Annotated in this window: 15 protein-coding genes; 10 read left to right on the top strand and 5 right to left on the bottom strand. The window is 71.0% G+C overall.

The window, feature by feature from the left end; all coding sequences use genetic code 11:
• Nucleotides 1-28 precede the first annotated feature (28 nt).
• The gene (locus EWH70_RS20435; RefSeq protein WP_130477070.1) at nt 29-1,021 is read left to right on the top strand and encodes an aldo/keto reductase; all 993 of its coding nucleotides are present in this window, start codon (nt 29-31) and stop codon (nt 1,019-1,021) included.
• Here EWH70_RS20435 and EWH70_RS20430 read toward each other — a convergent pair.
• A complete protein-coding gene (locus tag EWH70_RS20430; RefSeq protein ID WP_205669188.1) occupies nt 992-1,624 on the bottom strand; it encodes a DUF2238 domain-containing protein in 633 nt (210 codons plus the stop codon). The genes EWH70_RS20435 and EWH70_RS20430 overlap by 30 nt on opposite strands.
• Nucleotides 1,625-1,682: 58 nt before the next feature.
• On the opposite strand from EWH70_RS20430, the gene EWH70_RS20425 reads away from it, so the two are divergent.
• Nucleotides 1,683-2,156: a GNAT family N-acetyltransferase gene (locus tag EWH70_RS20425; protein ID WP_130477270.1), complete on the top strand. Its 474-nt coding sequence runs from the start codon at nt 1,683-1,685 to the stop codon at nt 2,154-2,156.
• Here the strand turns inward: EWH70_RS20425 and EWH70_RS20420 are convergent.
• Entirely contained in the window at nt 2,140-2,736 is a 597-nt protein-coding gene (locus EWH70_RS20420) for a hypothetical protein (protein WP_130477068.1), read from the bottom strand. The genes EWH70_RS20425 and EWH70_RS20420 overlap by 17 nt on opposite strands.
• 93 nt (nt 2,737-2,829) lie before the next feature.
• Between EWH70_RS20420 and EWH70_RS20415 the strand changes: the two genes are divergently transcribed.
• Both EWH70_RS20415 and EWH70_RS20410 read left to right on the top strand, forming a co-directional pair.
• A complete protein-coding gene (locus EWH70_RS20415) occupies nt 2,830-3,615 on the top strand; it encodes a metal-dependent hydrolase (RefSeq protein WP_205669187.1) in 786 nt (261 codons plus the stop codon).
• Between the two features lie 10 nt (nt 3,616-3,625).
• On the top strand, nt 3,626-5,977 hold the full coding sequence (locus tag EWH70_RS20410) for a Tex family protein (RefSeq protein ID WP_130477067.1): 2,352 nt from the start codon (nt 3,626-3,628) through the stop codon (nt 5,975-5,977).
• A 57-nt stretch (nt 5,978-6,034) separates the two neighbouring features.
• On the opposite strand, the gene lysA is transcribed toward EWH70_RS20410, so the two are convergent.
• Nucleotides 6,035-7,348 (bottom strand): diaminopimelate decarboxylase, encoded by a 1,314-nt coding sequence (lysA, locus tag EWH70_RS20405; protein WP_130477066.1) that lies wholly within the window; start codon nt 7,346-7,348, stop codon nt 6,035-6,037.
• Between the two features lie 193 nt (nt 7,349-7,541).
• Between lysA and EWH70_RS20400 the strand changes: the two genes are divergently transcribed.
• The 6 genes from EWH70_RS20400 to EWH70_RS20375 are packed head-to-tail and all read left to right on the top strand — an operon-like array spanning nt 7,542 to nt 13,429.
• Entirely contained in the window at nt 7,542-8,759 is a 1,218-nt protein-coding gene (locus EWH70_RS20400; RefSeq protein WP_130477065.1) for an extracellular solute-binding protein, read from the top strand.
• Nucleotides 8,756-9,811 (top strand): ABC transporter ATP-binding protein, encoded by a 1,056-nt coding sequence (locus EWH70_RS20395; RefSeq protein ID WP_130477064.1) that lies wholly within the window; start codon nt 8,756-8,758, stop codon nt 9,809-9,811. Before EWH70_RS20400 ends, EWH70_RS20395 begins: the two co-directional genes overlap by 4 nt.
• Nucleotides 9,808-10,686, top strand: a complete 879-nt coding sequence (locus EWH70_RS20390) for an ABC transporter permease (RefSeq protein ID WP_130477063.1) — start codon at nt 9,808-9,810, stop codon at nt 10,684-10,686. The genes EWH70_RS20395 and EWH70_RS20390 overlap by 4 nt, the downstream gene beginning before the upstream one ends.
• Nucleotides 10,683-11,498: an ABC transporter permease gene (locus tag EWH70_RS20385; protein ID WP_130477062.1), complete on the top strand. Its 816-nt coding sequence runs from the start codon at nt 10,683-10,685 to the stop codon at nt 11,496-11,498. Before EWH70_RS20390 ends, EWH70_RS20385 begins: the two co-directional genes overlap by 4 nt.
• A gap of 60 nt (nt 11,499-11,558) precedes the next feature.
• A complete protein-coding gene (locus tag EWH70_RS20380) occupies nt 11,559-12,128 on the top strand; it encodes an RNA polymerase sigma factor (protein WP_130477268.1) in 570 nt (189 codons plus the stop codon).
• Entirely contained in the window at nt 12,125-13,429 is a 1,305-nt protein-coding gene (locus tag EWH70_RS20375) for a hypothetical protein (protein WP_130477061.1), read from the top strand. Before EWH70_RS20380 ends, EWH70_RS20375 begins: the two co-directional genes overlap by 4 nt.
• 3 nt (nt 13,430-13,432) lie before the next feature.
• Here EWH70_RS20375 and EWH70_RS20370 read toward each other — a convergent pair whose 3' ends face one another.
• Nucleotides 13,433-14,209 carry a sporulation protein gene (locus EWH70_RS20370; protein ID WP_130477060.1) on the bottom strand — a complete coding sequence of 259 codons (777 nt, stop codon included), beginning with the start codon at nt 14,207-14,209 and terminating at the stop codon, nt 13,433-13,435.
• 61 nt (nt 14,210-14,270) lie between these two features.
• Nucleotides 14,271-14,897 (bottom strand): alpha-ketoglutarate-dependent dioxygenase AlkB, encoded by a 627-nt coding sequence (locus EWH70_RS20365; RefSeq protein WP_130477059.1) that lies wholly within the window; start codon nt 14,895-14,897, stop codon nt 14,271-14,273.
• Nucleotides 14,898-14,939: the final 42 nt, after the last annotated feature.

Genomic DNA, 14,939 nt, shown 5'->3' with positions numbered 1-14,939 from the left:
CCCGGGATCGCGCGACATAATGTAGGCCATGCGAACTCGCGCTCTCGGTTCCACCGGTCCGTCCGTGTCCGCCCTCGGCCTCGGCTGTATGGGAATGTCCGACCTGTACGGGCCTGCGGCCGAGTCCGACGGCATCGCCACCATCCACGCGGCCCTGGACGCCGGGATCACGCTGCTCGACACCGGCGACTTCTACGGCGCGGGCAGCAACGAACTGCTCATCCGGGACGCGCTGCGGGGCCGGTCCGAGCAAGCCGTGCTGAGCGTCAAGTTCGGCGCGTTGCGGGGGCCGGCCGGCGACTGGCTGGGGTTCGACGGCAGGCCGGCGGCCGTACGCAACGCGCTGGCGTACAGCCTGCGCAGGCTGGGCGTCGAGTACATCGACATCTACCGGCCCGCGCGGCTGGACCCGGCGGTGCCGATCGAGGACACGGTCGGCGCCATCGCCGAGCTGATCGAGGCCGGTTACGTCAAGCACATCGGGCTGTCCGAGGTCGGCTCGGAGACGCTGCGGCGGGCCGCCGCCGTGCACCCGATCGTCGACCTGCAGATCGAGTACTCGCTGCTGGCCAGGGGAATCGAGGACGACATCCTCGGCACCTGCCGGGAGCTGGGCATCGGTGTCACCGCCTACGGCGTGCTGTCGCGGGGGCTGGTGTCCGGGCACTGGACCGCCGACCGCGAGCTGCCGCCGGACGACTTTCGCTCGCACGTGCCGTGGTTCCAGAGCACCCACCTCGGCCGTAACCTGCAGCTGGTCGCCGCGTTGCGGGAGGTCGCGCTGGCCAAGGGAACGTCGGTGGCCGCCGTCGCCGCCGGCTGGGTGCTGGCTCAGGGCGAGGACATCGTGCCACTGGTCGGCGCGCGTCGGCCGGAGCAGCTCGCCGAGTCGATCGAGGCGGCGAGCCTGGATCTGTCGGCCGACGACCTGGCCGCCATCGAGGCGGCGGTGCCCGCGGGAGCGGCGTCTGGCAAGCGGATGCCCGACGAACTACTGGCGCACCTGGACAGCGGCGTCTAACTGCCGGTCGTGGACGCGACGCAGCAGTAGCAGGGCCAGCAGGGCACCGCACACGCAGAGGAACATGTCCCACTGCGTGTCCCAGATGTCGCCCTGGGTGCCGAGGAAGTCGGTCGCCGCGCCGCCGAGCGCGAGCGCCGCACCCCACTCGACCAGTTCGAACCCGACGCTGATCGTCGCGCACACGCACACCGCCAGAAACGCCGTCCAGCCGCGGCCCAGCGGCGTCAACCGCAGCAGCAACTCGCGTACGGCGATGGCGGGCACGAAGCCCTGCACGACGTGCGCGAACCGGTCGTAGTGGTTGCGGCTGGTACCGAGCCACTCCTGGAACCAGGCGCCGAGCGGGGTTTCCGCGTAGGTGTAATGGCCGCCGTAGCAGAGCACCAGCGCGTGGAACACCAGCAGCCAGCAGAGCAGCCGGGTCAGCGGGAACCGCTTGCGGTAGAACAGGACCAGCGGCAGGCCGGCGAGGACCCAGATGACCTCCAGCGCCCACGTGCCGTACGACTTCGGCGCGATCGCCGACAGGACCAGACCCGCGACGGTGACGCCGACCAGCACCCTGCCCTCGGCCGGGGACACGCCGCGCACGGTTGGCATCCCCATACTGTGCCGGAAATTCGCTGGACCAGCAGCGCAAGATGGACCGGTGACCATCATGGAGGTGCTGCCCACATCGCCGGAGGCCGACGTCATCCTGCGCCGGTACTACGAGGACATCGGCGGCCGGTACCACGGGCGTGTCCTGCGGCGGGACGAGGTCGACCAGATCATGACCGACTTCCCCAGCGACGACCTCGTCCGCCCGTCCGGGGTCTTCCTGCTGGCTGCCGGGGCGAACGGGCCGGTCGGGTGCGTCGGGGTGCGGGTGTACTCGGCCGACGTGGTGGAGCTGACCAGGATGTACGTCGACGGCGCGGCACGTGGCCAGGGCGTCGCCGCGCGGCTGCTGGCTGCCGCCGAGGAGGCCGGCCGGTCGTTCGGCGCGCGGGCGCTGTGGTTGAACACCCGCAGCGACCTCGTCGAGGCCCGCGCCCTGTACGCCAAGCACGGCTTCACCGAGATCCCGCCGTTCGGCGACGACCCGTACGCGCAGCACTGGCTGGGCAAGGACCTCACGCCAGCTCGTTGACGATCTCGCGCAGCCCCGACTCGTACGCGGGCCAGTCGTCCACGACGCGTGTGGACACCAAGAGGTGGCTCGGGGTGAGCCGGTGCCATACCCTGCCTGCCACCGGGACCTCCGTGATCACCAGCACGAACGGGCGTGGAGACCGGCCGTGCCCGGTCTCCCAATCGCGGACCAGGGCACCCAGGTCGTGGACGCCGGCAGGATCCCGGAACCGGGTTGGCCAGGGATGTTCGGCTGCGGGGGCCGCCAGTGTCTCGACGGCGTGCCGCAGTTCAGGGCGACGGGTCTGGGCGGGGGAGTGGGGGAACGCGGGGTGGTTGTCGAATCCGGCCCGTGCGTCACGCGGCGGTTCTTGGTTCTTGTACGCGAGGATCTCCGCCCACCAGCCCGGCCACTGTGCGGCGACCGCTGCCCGATCGACTCCGTCGGGAACGACGACGGGAACGCTCGGTTCCACGGGCGGCAGCACCGGTTCGGTCACGACGGAGAGCGCGAGTGCGTCCCGCACGAACAACGCGAGATTGGTCGGATGGTGGTTTCCCCAACGGATCTGCCAGCTGGGACCACCTGCGAACCGCACGACGCGAGCCTACCGCGCCCGCTGTGACCAGTGATGCTGGTGATGCTCGTGTGACTCCGGCAAAATAGCCGGGAAACACGGGGGGAGAAGCTCATGATGGGGCGCACGCACGCGCTCACCGGCTGGTGCGCGGGGCTGGCGCTCGCGCCGTTCGTCGGGGCCGGCACGCTGCACCAGGCGATCGTGTTCGCCGCCACCACGGCGGGTTTCGCGTTGCTGCCCGACCTCGACCATCCCGGCGCCCGCGCGTCGCGGCTGCTCGGTCCGCTGACCGGTGCGCTGTCCTGGTTGCTGCGTAAGGCTTCCGGCGCGTTGTACCAGGTCACCAAGGGGCCGAGGGACGAACGCGGTAAGGGCACCCACCGGCACCTCTCCCACACGGTGCTGTTCGCGGCCGCGCTCGGCGGGCTGACCGCGCTCGGCACCGAGGCGGGTGGTCCGTGGGCGGTCGTCGGTGTCACGGTGTTCGGCTTGCTGCTGGCCGAGGACGCGCTCGGTGACTGGGTCCTGCTCGCCGGCTGCGGGGCCGTGGTCTGGTGGGTTTACAGCGTCGGGCCGGACGGGCTGAACCAGCTCGGTGACCTCGCCGGCTGGCTGGGTATCGCCGTCGCCGCCGGGTGCGTCACGCACTGCCTCGGCGACGCGGTGACGTCGTCGGGCTGCCCGTTCCTGTTCCCGCTGCCGATCGCCGGCGAGACCTGGTACGAGCTGCGGCCGCCACGCTGGCTGCGTTTCCGCACCGGCAAGAAGGTGGAGAACCTGCTGGTGTTCCCGGTGTTCGCGGTCCTCGCGCTGCTGCTCGTCCCCGGCGTGTGGGAGTTGCTCGTCTCGACGTTCGAACGCTGGCTGGGTGACCAGCCGGTGGTCCAGGCGGGCTAGGGTGCCCGGCATGCCGGAAAGCAAGATTGAGCAGCAGATCGCCGAGGAGCTCGGTGTCGGGGTAGGCCAGGTCACCTCGGCCGTGGGCCTGCTCGACGGCGGCGCGACCGTCCCGTTCATCGCCCGCTACCGCAAGGAGGTCACCGGCGCGCTGGACGACGCCCAGCTGCGCACGCTGGAGGACCGGCTGCGGTACCTGCGTGAGCTGGAGGAACGGCGGGTCGCCGTGCTCGACTCGATCCGCAGCCAGGGCAAACTGGACGACGAGCTGGAGGCGCGGATCCTCGCCGCCGACTCCAAGGCCCGCCTGGAAGACATCTACCTGCCGTACAAGCCGAAGCGGCGCACCAAGGCCCAGATCGCCCGCGAGGCCGGTCTCGAACCGCTCGCCGACGGCCTGCTCGACGACCCGACCGTCGACCCCAAGGCGGCCGCGGCCGCGTTCGTCGACGCGGACAAGGGCGTCGCCGACGCCGACGCCGCGCTGGAGGGCGCGCGGGCCATCCTGGTCGAGCGCTTCGCCGAGGACGCCGACCTGATCGGTGAGCTGCGCGAGAAGATGTGGGGCGAGGGCAGGCTGGCCGCCAAGGTGCGGGCGGGCAAGGAGACCGAGGGCGCCAAGTTCGCCGACTACTTCGACTTCGCCGAGCCGTTCACCAAGCTGCCCTCCCACCGGATCCTGGCGATGTTCCGCGGGGAGAAGGAGGAGATCCTCGACCTCACGATGGAGCCGGAGGCCGAGCCGGTCGAGACCGGGCCCAGCGACTACGAGGTCCGCATCGCCCACCGCTTCGGCATCAGCGACCAGGGCCGTCCGGCCGACGCGTGGCTGAACGGCTGCGTGCGCTGGGCGTGGCGCACGAAGATCCAGCTGCACCTCGGCATCGATCTGCGCATGCGGTTGCGGCAGGCCGCCGAGGACGAGGCCGTCCGGGTGTTCGCGGCCAACCTGCGGGACCTGCTGCTCGCCGCGCCGGCCGGCACCCGCGCGACCATGGGCCTCGACCCCGGCTTCCGCACCGGCGTCAAGGTGGCGGTCGTCGACGCGACCGGCAAGGTCGTCGCCACCGACACCATCTACCCGCACCAGCCGCAGCAGCGCTGGGACGAGGCGCTGGTGACGCTGGCGAAGCTGGCCAAGCAGCATTCGGTCGAGCTGGTCGCCATCGGCAACGGCACCGCGTCGCGGGAGACCGACAAGCTCGCCGGTGAGCTGATCAGCAAGTTCGCCGACCTCAAGCTCACCAAGGTGATGGTGTCCGAGGCGGGTGCGTCGGTGTACTCGGCTTCGGCGTTCGCGTCGCAGGAACTGCCGTCGCTGGACGTCTCGCTGCGTGGCGCCGTGTCGATCGCCCGCAGGCTGCAGGACCCGCTGGCCGAGCTGGTGAAGATCGACCCGAAGTCGATCGGTGTCGGGCAGTACCAGCACGACATTTCCGAGGTGTCGCTGTCCCGCTCGCTCGACGCCGTGGTCGAGGACTGTGTGAACGCCGTCGGCGTGGACGTGAACACGGCGTCCGCGCCGCTGCTGACCCGGGTGTCCGGCATCGGGTCGAGTCTGGCGGAGAGCATCGTCGCGCACCGCGACGCGAACGGCCCGTTCCGGGAGCGCACCGCGCTCAAGGAGGTCGCCCGGCTCGGGCCGAAGGCGTTCGAGCAGTGTGCCGGCTTCCTGCGGATCCCCGGTGGCGACGACCCGCTGGACTCCTCCGCCGTGCACCCCGAGGCCTACCCGGTGGTGCGCCGGATCCTGGAGGCGACCGGTTCGGACCTGCCGTCGCTGATCGGCAACTCGCGGGTGCTGACGAAGCTCGACCCGCGCAAGTTCGTCGACGACACGTTCGGCCTGCCGACCGTCACCGACATCCTCGCCGAGCTGGACAAGCCCGGCCGCGACCCGCGCCCGGCGTTCAAGACCGCCGCGTTCGCCGACGGTGTCGACAAGCTGTCCGACCTCAAGGCCGGGATGACGCTGGAGGGTGTGGTCACCAACGTCGCCGCGTTCGGCGCGTTCGTCGACATCGGCGTGCACCAGGACGGCCTGGTGCACGTCTCGGCGATGTCGAAGAACTTCGTCAAGGACCCGCGTGAGGTGGCCAAGCCCGGCGACATCGTGCGGGTGAAGGTGCTCGACGTGGACATCCCGCGCAAGCGGATCTCGCTGACCCTGCGCCTGGACGACGAGGTCACCCCCGGCGGCAAGCCGCAGCGTGCGGAGCCGCGGGGTGGGCAGCGGCAGGGCGGTCAGGGTGGTCAGCGCGGGCAGGGTGGCAAGCGTGGCGGCCAGCGGGGCGGCGGACGGCAGCAGCCGGCCCCCGGCGGCGCCCTCGCCGACGCCCTGCGCCGCGCCGGGTACAAGTAGCCGCACGCGACCGGGCCCTCACGGCAGCAGACGCCGTGAGGGCCCCGGCATCCGGGCTCAGGCCTCCCGGGCCAGCAGGTCCTCCTCGGTCTCCCTGCGGACCAGCAGGCGCGCGACCCCGTCCCGCACGCCGACCAGCGGCGGTCGCCCGACCAGGTTGTAGTTCGACGCCAGCGACTGGTGGTACGCGCCGGTGCCGGGGACGGCCAGCAGGTCGCCCGCGCGGACGTCGCCGGGGAGCGGGACGTCCTCGGCCAGCACGTCGCCCGACTCGCAGTGCCTGCCGACGACCGTCACCGGCACCCGCGGGGCGTGGCTGACCCGGCCGGCCAGCCGCGCGGTGTAGCGGGCGCCGTACAGGGCGGGCCGCGGGTTGTCGCTCATCCCGCCGTCCACCGCGACGAACGTCGAGCTGCCCCGCTTCACCGCGCATACCCGGTACAGCGTGATCCCGGCCCGCGCGACGATGGCGCGGCCGGGCTCGACGGTCAGCCTCGGCTCGGCCAGCCCGTGTGCCGTGCACTCGTAGGCCAGCGCCACCCGGACGCGGGCGGCGAACCCGGTCAGGTCGAAACCGGTGCCCGCGTGCCCGCCGCCGAGGTCGAGCTGCGGCAGCTCGATCCCGTAGGTGGCGCGAATCCGCGCCAGCGCGGCGACCATCCTGCGTGCGGCCAGCTCGTAACGGTCCACTCTGGACACCTGCGAGCCGATGTGGCAGTGCAGCCCGACCAGTCGCAGGCCGGGCTGGCCGAGCACGGTGGCCACGGCCCGGTCGAGGTTGTCCGGCACGGACGGTCGCAGCGAGAAGCCGAACTTCTGCCCCTCGGTACCGGTGTTGATCTTGCGGTGGGTGTCGCCGTCGACGTCCGGGGTCACCCGGATCAACACGTCCTGCCTGGCGGTCAGCGCGCCGAGCTGGTCGATTTCGTCGAGTGAGTCGAGCACGATCCGGCCGACGCCGTAACCCAGCGCGGCCTTCAGGTCCTCCGGGGTCTTCGCGTTGCCGTGCAACAGGATCCGGTCGGCCGGAAAGCCCGCCGAGCGGGCCATCGCCACCTCCCCGCCGGAACAGGTGTCCAGTGACAGCCCCTCCTCGGCCAGCCAGCGCAGCACCGCGCGGCAGCACAGCGCCTTGCCCGCGAACGCGACCTCGACGCCGGGCAGCGCGTCGCGGTAGGCCCGCGCTCGGCGGCGGACTTCGGCCTCGTCGATCAGGTACGCGGGGGTGCCGAACCGTGCCGCGAGCGTCCCGGCCGGTACCCCGGCGAACACGAGGTCGCCGTCGAGCCGCGTCCCCGGCGGCCAGGCCTCGGCGTCGAGCCGGTCGGCCACGGTGCGTCCCACGCTGGGGAGCAGCTCGGCGAGTGTCACGGGAACCTCCTGGTCGGTGGTGTCGGTACACCCCCAGGACAACCCCGTTCGGCGAACGCGTGCCGCGGCCGAACGGTCTACTGACGCCTCCGCGCCTGCCGTTGACGGCCTGTTGACGGCCTAGTGGTGCTGGTCACCGAAGTGTGAAATCTGATATATGATGCGGCACACCAGTGGCACGGAGGGAAGAGCCATGCACCGTCGCAGTGGACCCCGGATCGTCGCCCTCGTCGCGGTCGCCGGACTGATCGCCACCGCCTGCGGAGCACCGGGTGGTCAGCAGGCCGAGCAGGTCGGCGCGGGCTCCGTGCCCGCCAAGCCGAGCGCGCCGGTGTCGCTGAACATCCTCGACATCGCGGGCAACCTGCAGCTGACCAAGCCGATGATCGAGAACTTCAAGGCGGCCAACCCCGACGTCATCGGCAACATCACCTACTCGACCGCGCCGGCACCGTCGATGGCCGGCAAGCTCAAGGCCGAGCAGGACGGCGGCGTGGCGCAGACCCACCTCGTGCTCAGCGGCACCGACGGCCTGTCCGCCGGGATCGCGCAGGGCGTGCTGACCAAGATCCTGCCCGACTTCGCCGACCGGTTCCCCGGCCTGCTGGACAACTACCTGCCACCCGCGGCCGCCATGCAGCAACTGGCCGACGGCCACGGCGTGGAGGTCGTCTACTACCCGTCGGGCCCGCTGCTGGAGTACAACCCGGCCGCGGTGCCGCAGGTCCCGGACTCGCCGCGGACGCTGCTGGAGTGGGCCAGGGCCAACCCGGGCAGGTTCCAGTACGCCAACCCGGCCAACTCCGGCCCCGGCCGGACCTTCCTGATGGGCCTGCCCTACCTGCTCGGTGACGTCAACCCGAAGGACCCGGAGAACGGCTGGGAGAAGACCTGGGCGTTCCTGAAGGAGCTCGGCCAGTACGTCGACTACTACCCGTCGGGCACCACCGAGGTGATGAAGAACCTCGCGTCCGGCTCGGTGAACATGGTCATGTCGACCACCGGCTGGGACATCAACCCGCGCGTGCTCGGCACCGTGCCGGACACCGTCAAGGTCGGCATGATGCAGCCGATGACCTGGGTGACCGACGCCCAGTACGTCCTGGTGCCCAAGGGGCTGTCGGCCGACCAGCTGTCGGCGATCCTGCTGCTGATCCAGTGGATGCTCAAGCCGGACCAGCAGGCCATCGCCTACGACAAGGGCTACTTCTACCCCGGCCCGGCGGTCAAGGGCGTGACGCTGGACATGGCGCCGCGGGAGAGCAGGGACGTCATCGCGCGGTTCGGCAGGCCCGAGTACGAGCGGTGGATCGAGCAGTACCCGAAACAGCCGTCGCTGTCAGCGTCCGAGCAGGTCAAGGCGTTCGACCGGTGGAACAGGGAAGTCGGCGGCGGCAAGGTCAAGAAGTGACCGGGGATTTCACGCAGCTGCGGCTGGCGGGCGTGAGCCGCCGGTTCGGCACGCACACCGCGCTGGACGAGCTGAACCTGACCATCGCAGGCGGCGAGTTCGTGGCGTTGCTCGGCCCGTCCGGGTGCGGCAAGTCCACCGCGCTGAACTGCCTGGCCGGCCTGCTCCCGCTGACCGGCGGCGGGATCTGGCTCGACGACCGGCGCATCGACGGACTGCCACCCGAGCAGCGCGGCTTCGGCATGGTGTTCCAGAACTACGCGCTGTTCCCGCACCTCTCCGTACGGGACAACATCGCATTCGGACTGCGGATGCGCAGGGTCGGCCGGGCCGAACTGGCGCGGCGCACCGACGAGGCGCTGCGGCTGGTGCAGCTGACCGACCAGGCCGGCAAGTACCCCGGCCAGCTCTCCGGCGGCCAGCAGCAGCGGGTCGCCATCGCCAGGGCCATCGTGCTGGAGCCGCCGCTGGTCCTGATGGACGAACCGCTGTCCAATTTGGACGCGAAGCTGCGGCTGGAGATGCGGATGGAGATCCGCAGGCTGCACCAGACGCTGGGACTGACCACCGTGTACGTCACCCACGACCAGGAGGAGGCGTTGTCGCTGGCCGACCGGCTCGTCGTGTTGCGTGACGGCACCGTGCAGCAGGTCGGCACGCCGGAGGAGGTCTACGCGCAGCCTGCCAACAGATATGTCGCCGGATTCATGGGATACCGGAACCTGTTGCGGCTCGGCGTCGTCGAAGGAACTGAAACCGGGGTGGTCGTCGAGGGACACGGGGTGCGGCTCACCGGAACGAACCGCGACGGCCTGCGCGAGGGGCAGGCCGTCGCGGCGATCCGGCCGGAGGACTTCGTCGTCGGTGACGCCGCCGGCAACAGTGCCGAGGTGGTCGTCGAGATCGTCGAGTACCACGGCAGGGAGCTGTCGGTCTCGGCCCGGCTGCCGGGGGGCGAGCCGGTGTACTTTCGCACCGACAAGCGACTGTCCTCAGGGGACAGTGTGCGGATCAGCGTGCCCGCCGAGCGGGTGCTGGTGTTCGCGCCGTGACCGCGACCCTGCGGCACCGGCTCGCCGAACGTGGCGTCGACCGCACGCTGTGGCTGCTGGCGCCCGCGGTCGCGTTCGCGGTGGCGTTGTTCTGTTACCCGTTCCTGTACGGGCTGCAGCTGTCGTTCGCGCCGCGGTCGGGCGGTGGCCCGTTCGCCAACTACGCGCGGTTCCTCAGCGAGCCTTACCTGCGGGACACCGTGTGGACGACGCTGGCGATCAGCCTGCCCGCCACGCTGATCAACGTGCTGGCGTCGGTGCCGATCGCCTACGTCATGCGCGGGAAGATGCGCGGAAAACGGCTCCTCACCACGATTCTCGTCGTCCCGATCACGCTGGGCACGGTGCTCACCGCACAGGGCCTGATCATGTACGGCGGTCCGGCCGGCTGGCTCAACAAGGCACTGCGGGGCATCGGGCTGATCGACGCCCCGCTGCCGCTGATCCACAACTACACCGGTGTGCTGCTGTCGCTGGTGATCACCGGGTTCCCGTTCGCGTTCCTGCTGACCACGTCCTACCTGTCCGGCATCGACCCGTCGCTGGAGCGGGCGGCGGCCACGCTCGGCGCGGGCTGGTGGCAGCGCTTCCGCCGGATCACGTTGCCGCTGCTGGCACCCGGGCTGGCCATCACGTTCTGCCTGTCGTTCGTGATGGCGTTCTCCGTGTTCCCCTCGGCCCAGCTGGTCGGTGACCCGGCCGGGTCGACGCGGGTGATCTCCATCGCCGCCTACGACGCGGCGTTCCAGGAGTACGACTACTCGATGGGCTCGGCCATCGCGATGATCATGGCGGTGGTCATGCTGGTGATCATCGGCCTGGTCATGGCCTGGCGGGCGAGCCTCTACCGCGGCGCGACCGGAGGTAAGGGATGAGTCCCGGACGCTGGATCATCTGGGCGGTGGTGGCGTTCTTCTTCGTCAACCTGATCGCGCTGGTGGCCTCGGTGGTCGTCGACTCGTTCGGGCAGCGCTGGTTCGGCACCTGGCTGCCGGAGGGGTTCACCACCCACTGGTACGGCGACGCCTGGCGGGAGTTCGGCCTGTCCAAGGTGCTGCTGGTGACGGCGGTGGTGGCGCTGGTGGTCATCGCGGTCTCCCTGCTGATCGGCGTCCCGGCCGCGTACGCGCTGGCCCGGCGGAGCTTCCCCGGCAAGAAGGCGCTGATGCTGCTGTTCGTCCTGCCCATCCTGGTTCCGCCGATCACCTACGGCATCCCGCTGGCGACCGTGTTGTACAAGTTCCAGCTCGCCGGATCGCTGACCGGCGTGATCCTGGCCAACCTGGTGCCGTCGGTGCCGTTCGTGATCCTCACGATGACGCCGTTCATCGAGCAGATCGACCCGAAGATCGAGGCGGCGGCGCGGATGAGCGGCGCGCGGACGACGGCGGTGTTCACGCGCATCCTGGCCCCGCTGCTGCTGCCCGGGATCCTCGCCGCGGGCATCCTCGTGCTGGTGCGCACGGTCGGCATGTTCGAGCTGACCTTCCTCACCGCGGGCCCGGACAGCACGACGCTGGTCGTCGCGCTGTACAACTCGGTGTTCGCCGCCGGGATCAGGGCCAACCAGTCGGTCGACGCGATGGCGACCATCTACACCGCGTCGATGCTGGTACTGCTGCTGATCGCGTTGCGGTTCGTCAACCCGACCCAGCTGGTCACCCGTGTTCAGGAGGACACCACCTAGGCCGGGCTGCAACACTGCCGCTCGTGCCGGCAACACCCGGATGTGACGACCACTGCGAACATGTCGGCGGGCACGGTGGGTGAGCCATCGGCCGACGCCGAACTCTGGGGGCGCGCGGCGGGAGGCGACCGGACGGCGTTCGGCGAGCTCTTCGAACGTCACGCGCAGGCGGTGTGGAACCACGCGTACCGGCTGACCGGGTCCTGGGCGCAGGCCGAGGACCTGACGTCGGCGACGTTCCTCACCGCGTGGCGCAGGCGTGAGCGAGTCACCCTCGTGCACGACTCCGCGCTGCCGTGGCTGTACGCCGTCGCGGGCAACCTGGCCCGCACCGAGCGCCGCAGCGGCGCCCGCAGGCTGCGGCTGCTGCGTAAGGTGCCGCCGGCAGGCGACCATCCCGATCACGCCGACTCGGTGGCCGACCGGCTCGACGGTGAGCGGCGCCTGACGACGGTGGTCGCCGCGATCCGGGAGCTGCCGGCGGCGCAACGGCGGGTGGCCGAGCTGTGCCTGCTCGGCGAGCTGCCCACCGCAGACGTCGCCGAACTGCTCGGCACCGCCGAGGTCACCGTGCGCACCAACCTGTCCCGCGCCCGCGCGCGCCTGCGTAGCCGGCTGGAGGAGAAGTGAACGACCTGAAGCTGCCCGAGCGCCGTGTGCTGCCGGACGCGGTACGCGAACGGATGCGGGCGAAGCTGGACGAGGGAATGAACCGGCGGCCGCGTCGCGGCACGCACCTCGCCGCCGCGGCGGCCGTCGTGGTGCTCGCGGGCAGCGGTGCCGTGGTGGTGTCCCAGCTCGGCGAGCCGGAGCCGGTGGCGACACCGCCGCCACCACGCGAGATCATCCAGGGCCCCGGCCTGGACGCCGCGCTGGCCGCCAGGGAGCTGGACCGGTGCTGGGCCGCGGTACGCACGTCGGGCAGGACTCTTCCGGACCGGTCCACCTGGGTCCCGGTGTTCACCGTGGCCGAGAGTCACTACCTGCAGCCGACCGTGGTGGCCGCCCGGGTCGACGGCAAGCCGTTGTTCTGCGTGACGACCCGGACCACCGTGACCGTCAGCGACCCCGGCGCCACCCCTGGCTACGCGCCGGGCACGAGGACGGGCGTCCTGCTGGCCAGCGCCAACGGCATCGTCGCCGGTGTCGCGGATCCGGGCTGGGACGAGGTCATGGTCCACGCGTTCCACGCCGGGGGCAGCAGTGCCGAAGGTGGCATCCCCGTCGGCGAAGGCCTGTTCGCCACCGCCGTGAGCGAGCGGCCGGAGGGCACGACGTATGCCGTGGCGCCGTATCGCGAGGCCCAGCCGAACCCGGCCGGTCCGGTCAACCTCCCGCCCGCACCCGCGCCGCTGGTGTCCATTGAGGACCGTCCGGTGGCGCCGGTGGACCGGGTGTCGGAGGCGGGCCGGTTCCTCGGGGACTGCCTCGCCAAATCCAGGCGGCCGGTGTCCGATCCGCAGAGCTACGAGCCGGGGGTGCTACTCAGCAAGGGATACGGGCGGCTGGTGACCGGCAGGGCCGACGGAGCGTGGGTGACCTGCGCCGAGGGACTCTCGATGGCGACCACGGACGTGAACGTCCGGGAGCAGCACGCGATGACGCTCCCGCTCGGTGACGGCCCGCCGGTGCGGGTCATCGCGTACGACACGGTGAACATCACCGCGACGCCGGGGGGAGAGGGCAATGCCATGGCGGAGGAGGTGATCACCGGGGTCGTCCCGGCCGGGGCGACGCGGATGACCCTGGCGTTCGGCGACCGGGCGCCGGTCGAGGTTGCCGTGGCGAACGGGTCGTTCGCCCTGTGGCAGCCCGAGAACGTCCGGGTGCCCGGCCCGAACAACTCGTCCGACCTGCCGCCGATGCACGCCAAGGTCTACGACGGTGCGGGCAAGCTGCTCTACGACGGGCCGCTGCACCGTCCGGGCTGAGCCCTACAGCCAGCCGCTGCCCATCGAGGACAGCCGCCCGTCGAGTTCCGCGGCCCAGTTGACCTGGTCGACCTGCGCGTAGTCCACCCGCAGCAGGTTGACCAGGTCACGGCCGCTGCTGATCAGCCCCGCCTTCTTGTCGCCCTCCAGGATCACGTCCATTCCGTGCTGGTCGGCGACGAAGGTGACCTCGAGCTGCTTGAGCCGCGGGTAGCGGCGGGAGCCGTGGAACTCGATCTCCTGGTAGAAGGGCAGCGTCTGGGTGCGCACGCCGCGCAGGCGGCCGGCTTCGACGTCGGCGGAGTGCAGGCGGAAGCCCAGGCCCTCGATCGCGGCCAGGATCGTGTGCTGCGCGGGCAGTGCGCCGACGCCGATCGGGTCGGTGTCGGTGGCGTCGATGGCGCCGCTGATCTCCAGGATCGTGCGCACCGAGACCTGGGTGCCGCGCAGGTGCCGGTTGTCGTAGAAGGTGATCGGGGTTTCCAGTGGTGCGACCAGCTCGAACGGGAACTCGACGACCTGCTCCGGCGGGAGGTTCACCGCGCCGGCGACCCGGGTGCGGCCGAAGCCACGCATCAGGTCGACCTCGCTGTCCTTGCCCTCGTGCTCGACCCGGGTGACGAACTCGACGAGCACGCCGGGGATTTCCTGGGGCACCTTGCCACCGCGTAGCCGGATCACCCCGCGGACGACACCGCCGGGCTGGACGCCCGCGGTGAGCAGCTCGGTCTCGACCTCGGCTCCGCCGACACCCACGGCGGCAAGCAGCTTCTTGAACATGCCCCGAGTCTTCCGAGGCCGCGTTCCTGCCGCTCGTCTCGTCTTCGAACTGTGACCTGAATCACCGGACGCCGCGTGGGCGGAACTGGATGCTGATCCGCGGCCCGACCGGCCGGTTGGTCTTGGGTATCGCGTGTTCCCAGGTCCGCTGGCAGGAGCCGCCCATGACCAGCAGGTCGCCGTGGCCCAGTGCGCGGCGGAGCTGATCGCCGCCGCCGCGGGGGCGCAGCAGCAGGCTGCGTGGCGCGCCGACGGACAGGATGGCGACCATCGTGTCCTCCGTGCTGCCTCTGCCGATCGTGTCGCCGTGCCAGGCCACGCTGTCGCGGCCGTCGCGGTAGTAACACAGACCGGCCGTGCGGAACGGTTCGCCGAGTTCGCCCGCGTAGTGCGCGGACAACGCGGCCATGGCGTCGGTGAGCACCGGGTCGGGCAGCGGGCTGCCCTCGCGGTAGAAGCAGAGCAGCCGCGGTACGTCGACCACCCGGTCGTACATCCGCCGCCGCTCGGCGTACCACGGGACGTCGCTCACCAGCCGGTCGAACAGGGCGTCGGCTCCGGTCAGCCAGCCCGGGAGCACGTCGATCCAGGCGCCGGCGCCGAGGTCGGTGCGCTCGGCGGAGGCGAGGTCGCCGAGCCCGGCCTGGCCGGCGCAGTCGAACAGGGAACCCTGCAGAGCTGCGGACATGGCGGCCACGATACCTCATGATCGAACATTTGTTCTAGTGTC

Source organism: Amycolatopsis suaedae (genome assembly GCF_004214935.1).
GTDB lineage: Bacteria > Actinomycetota > Actinomycetes > Mycobacteriales > Pseudonocardiaceae > Amycolatopsis > Amycolatopsis suaedae.
This window is presented reverse-complemented; position numbering and strand designations above follow the sequence as displayed.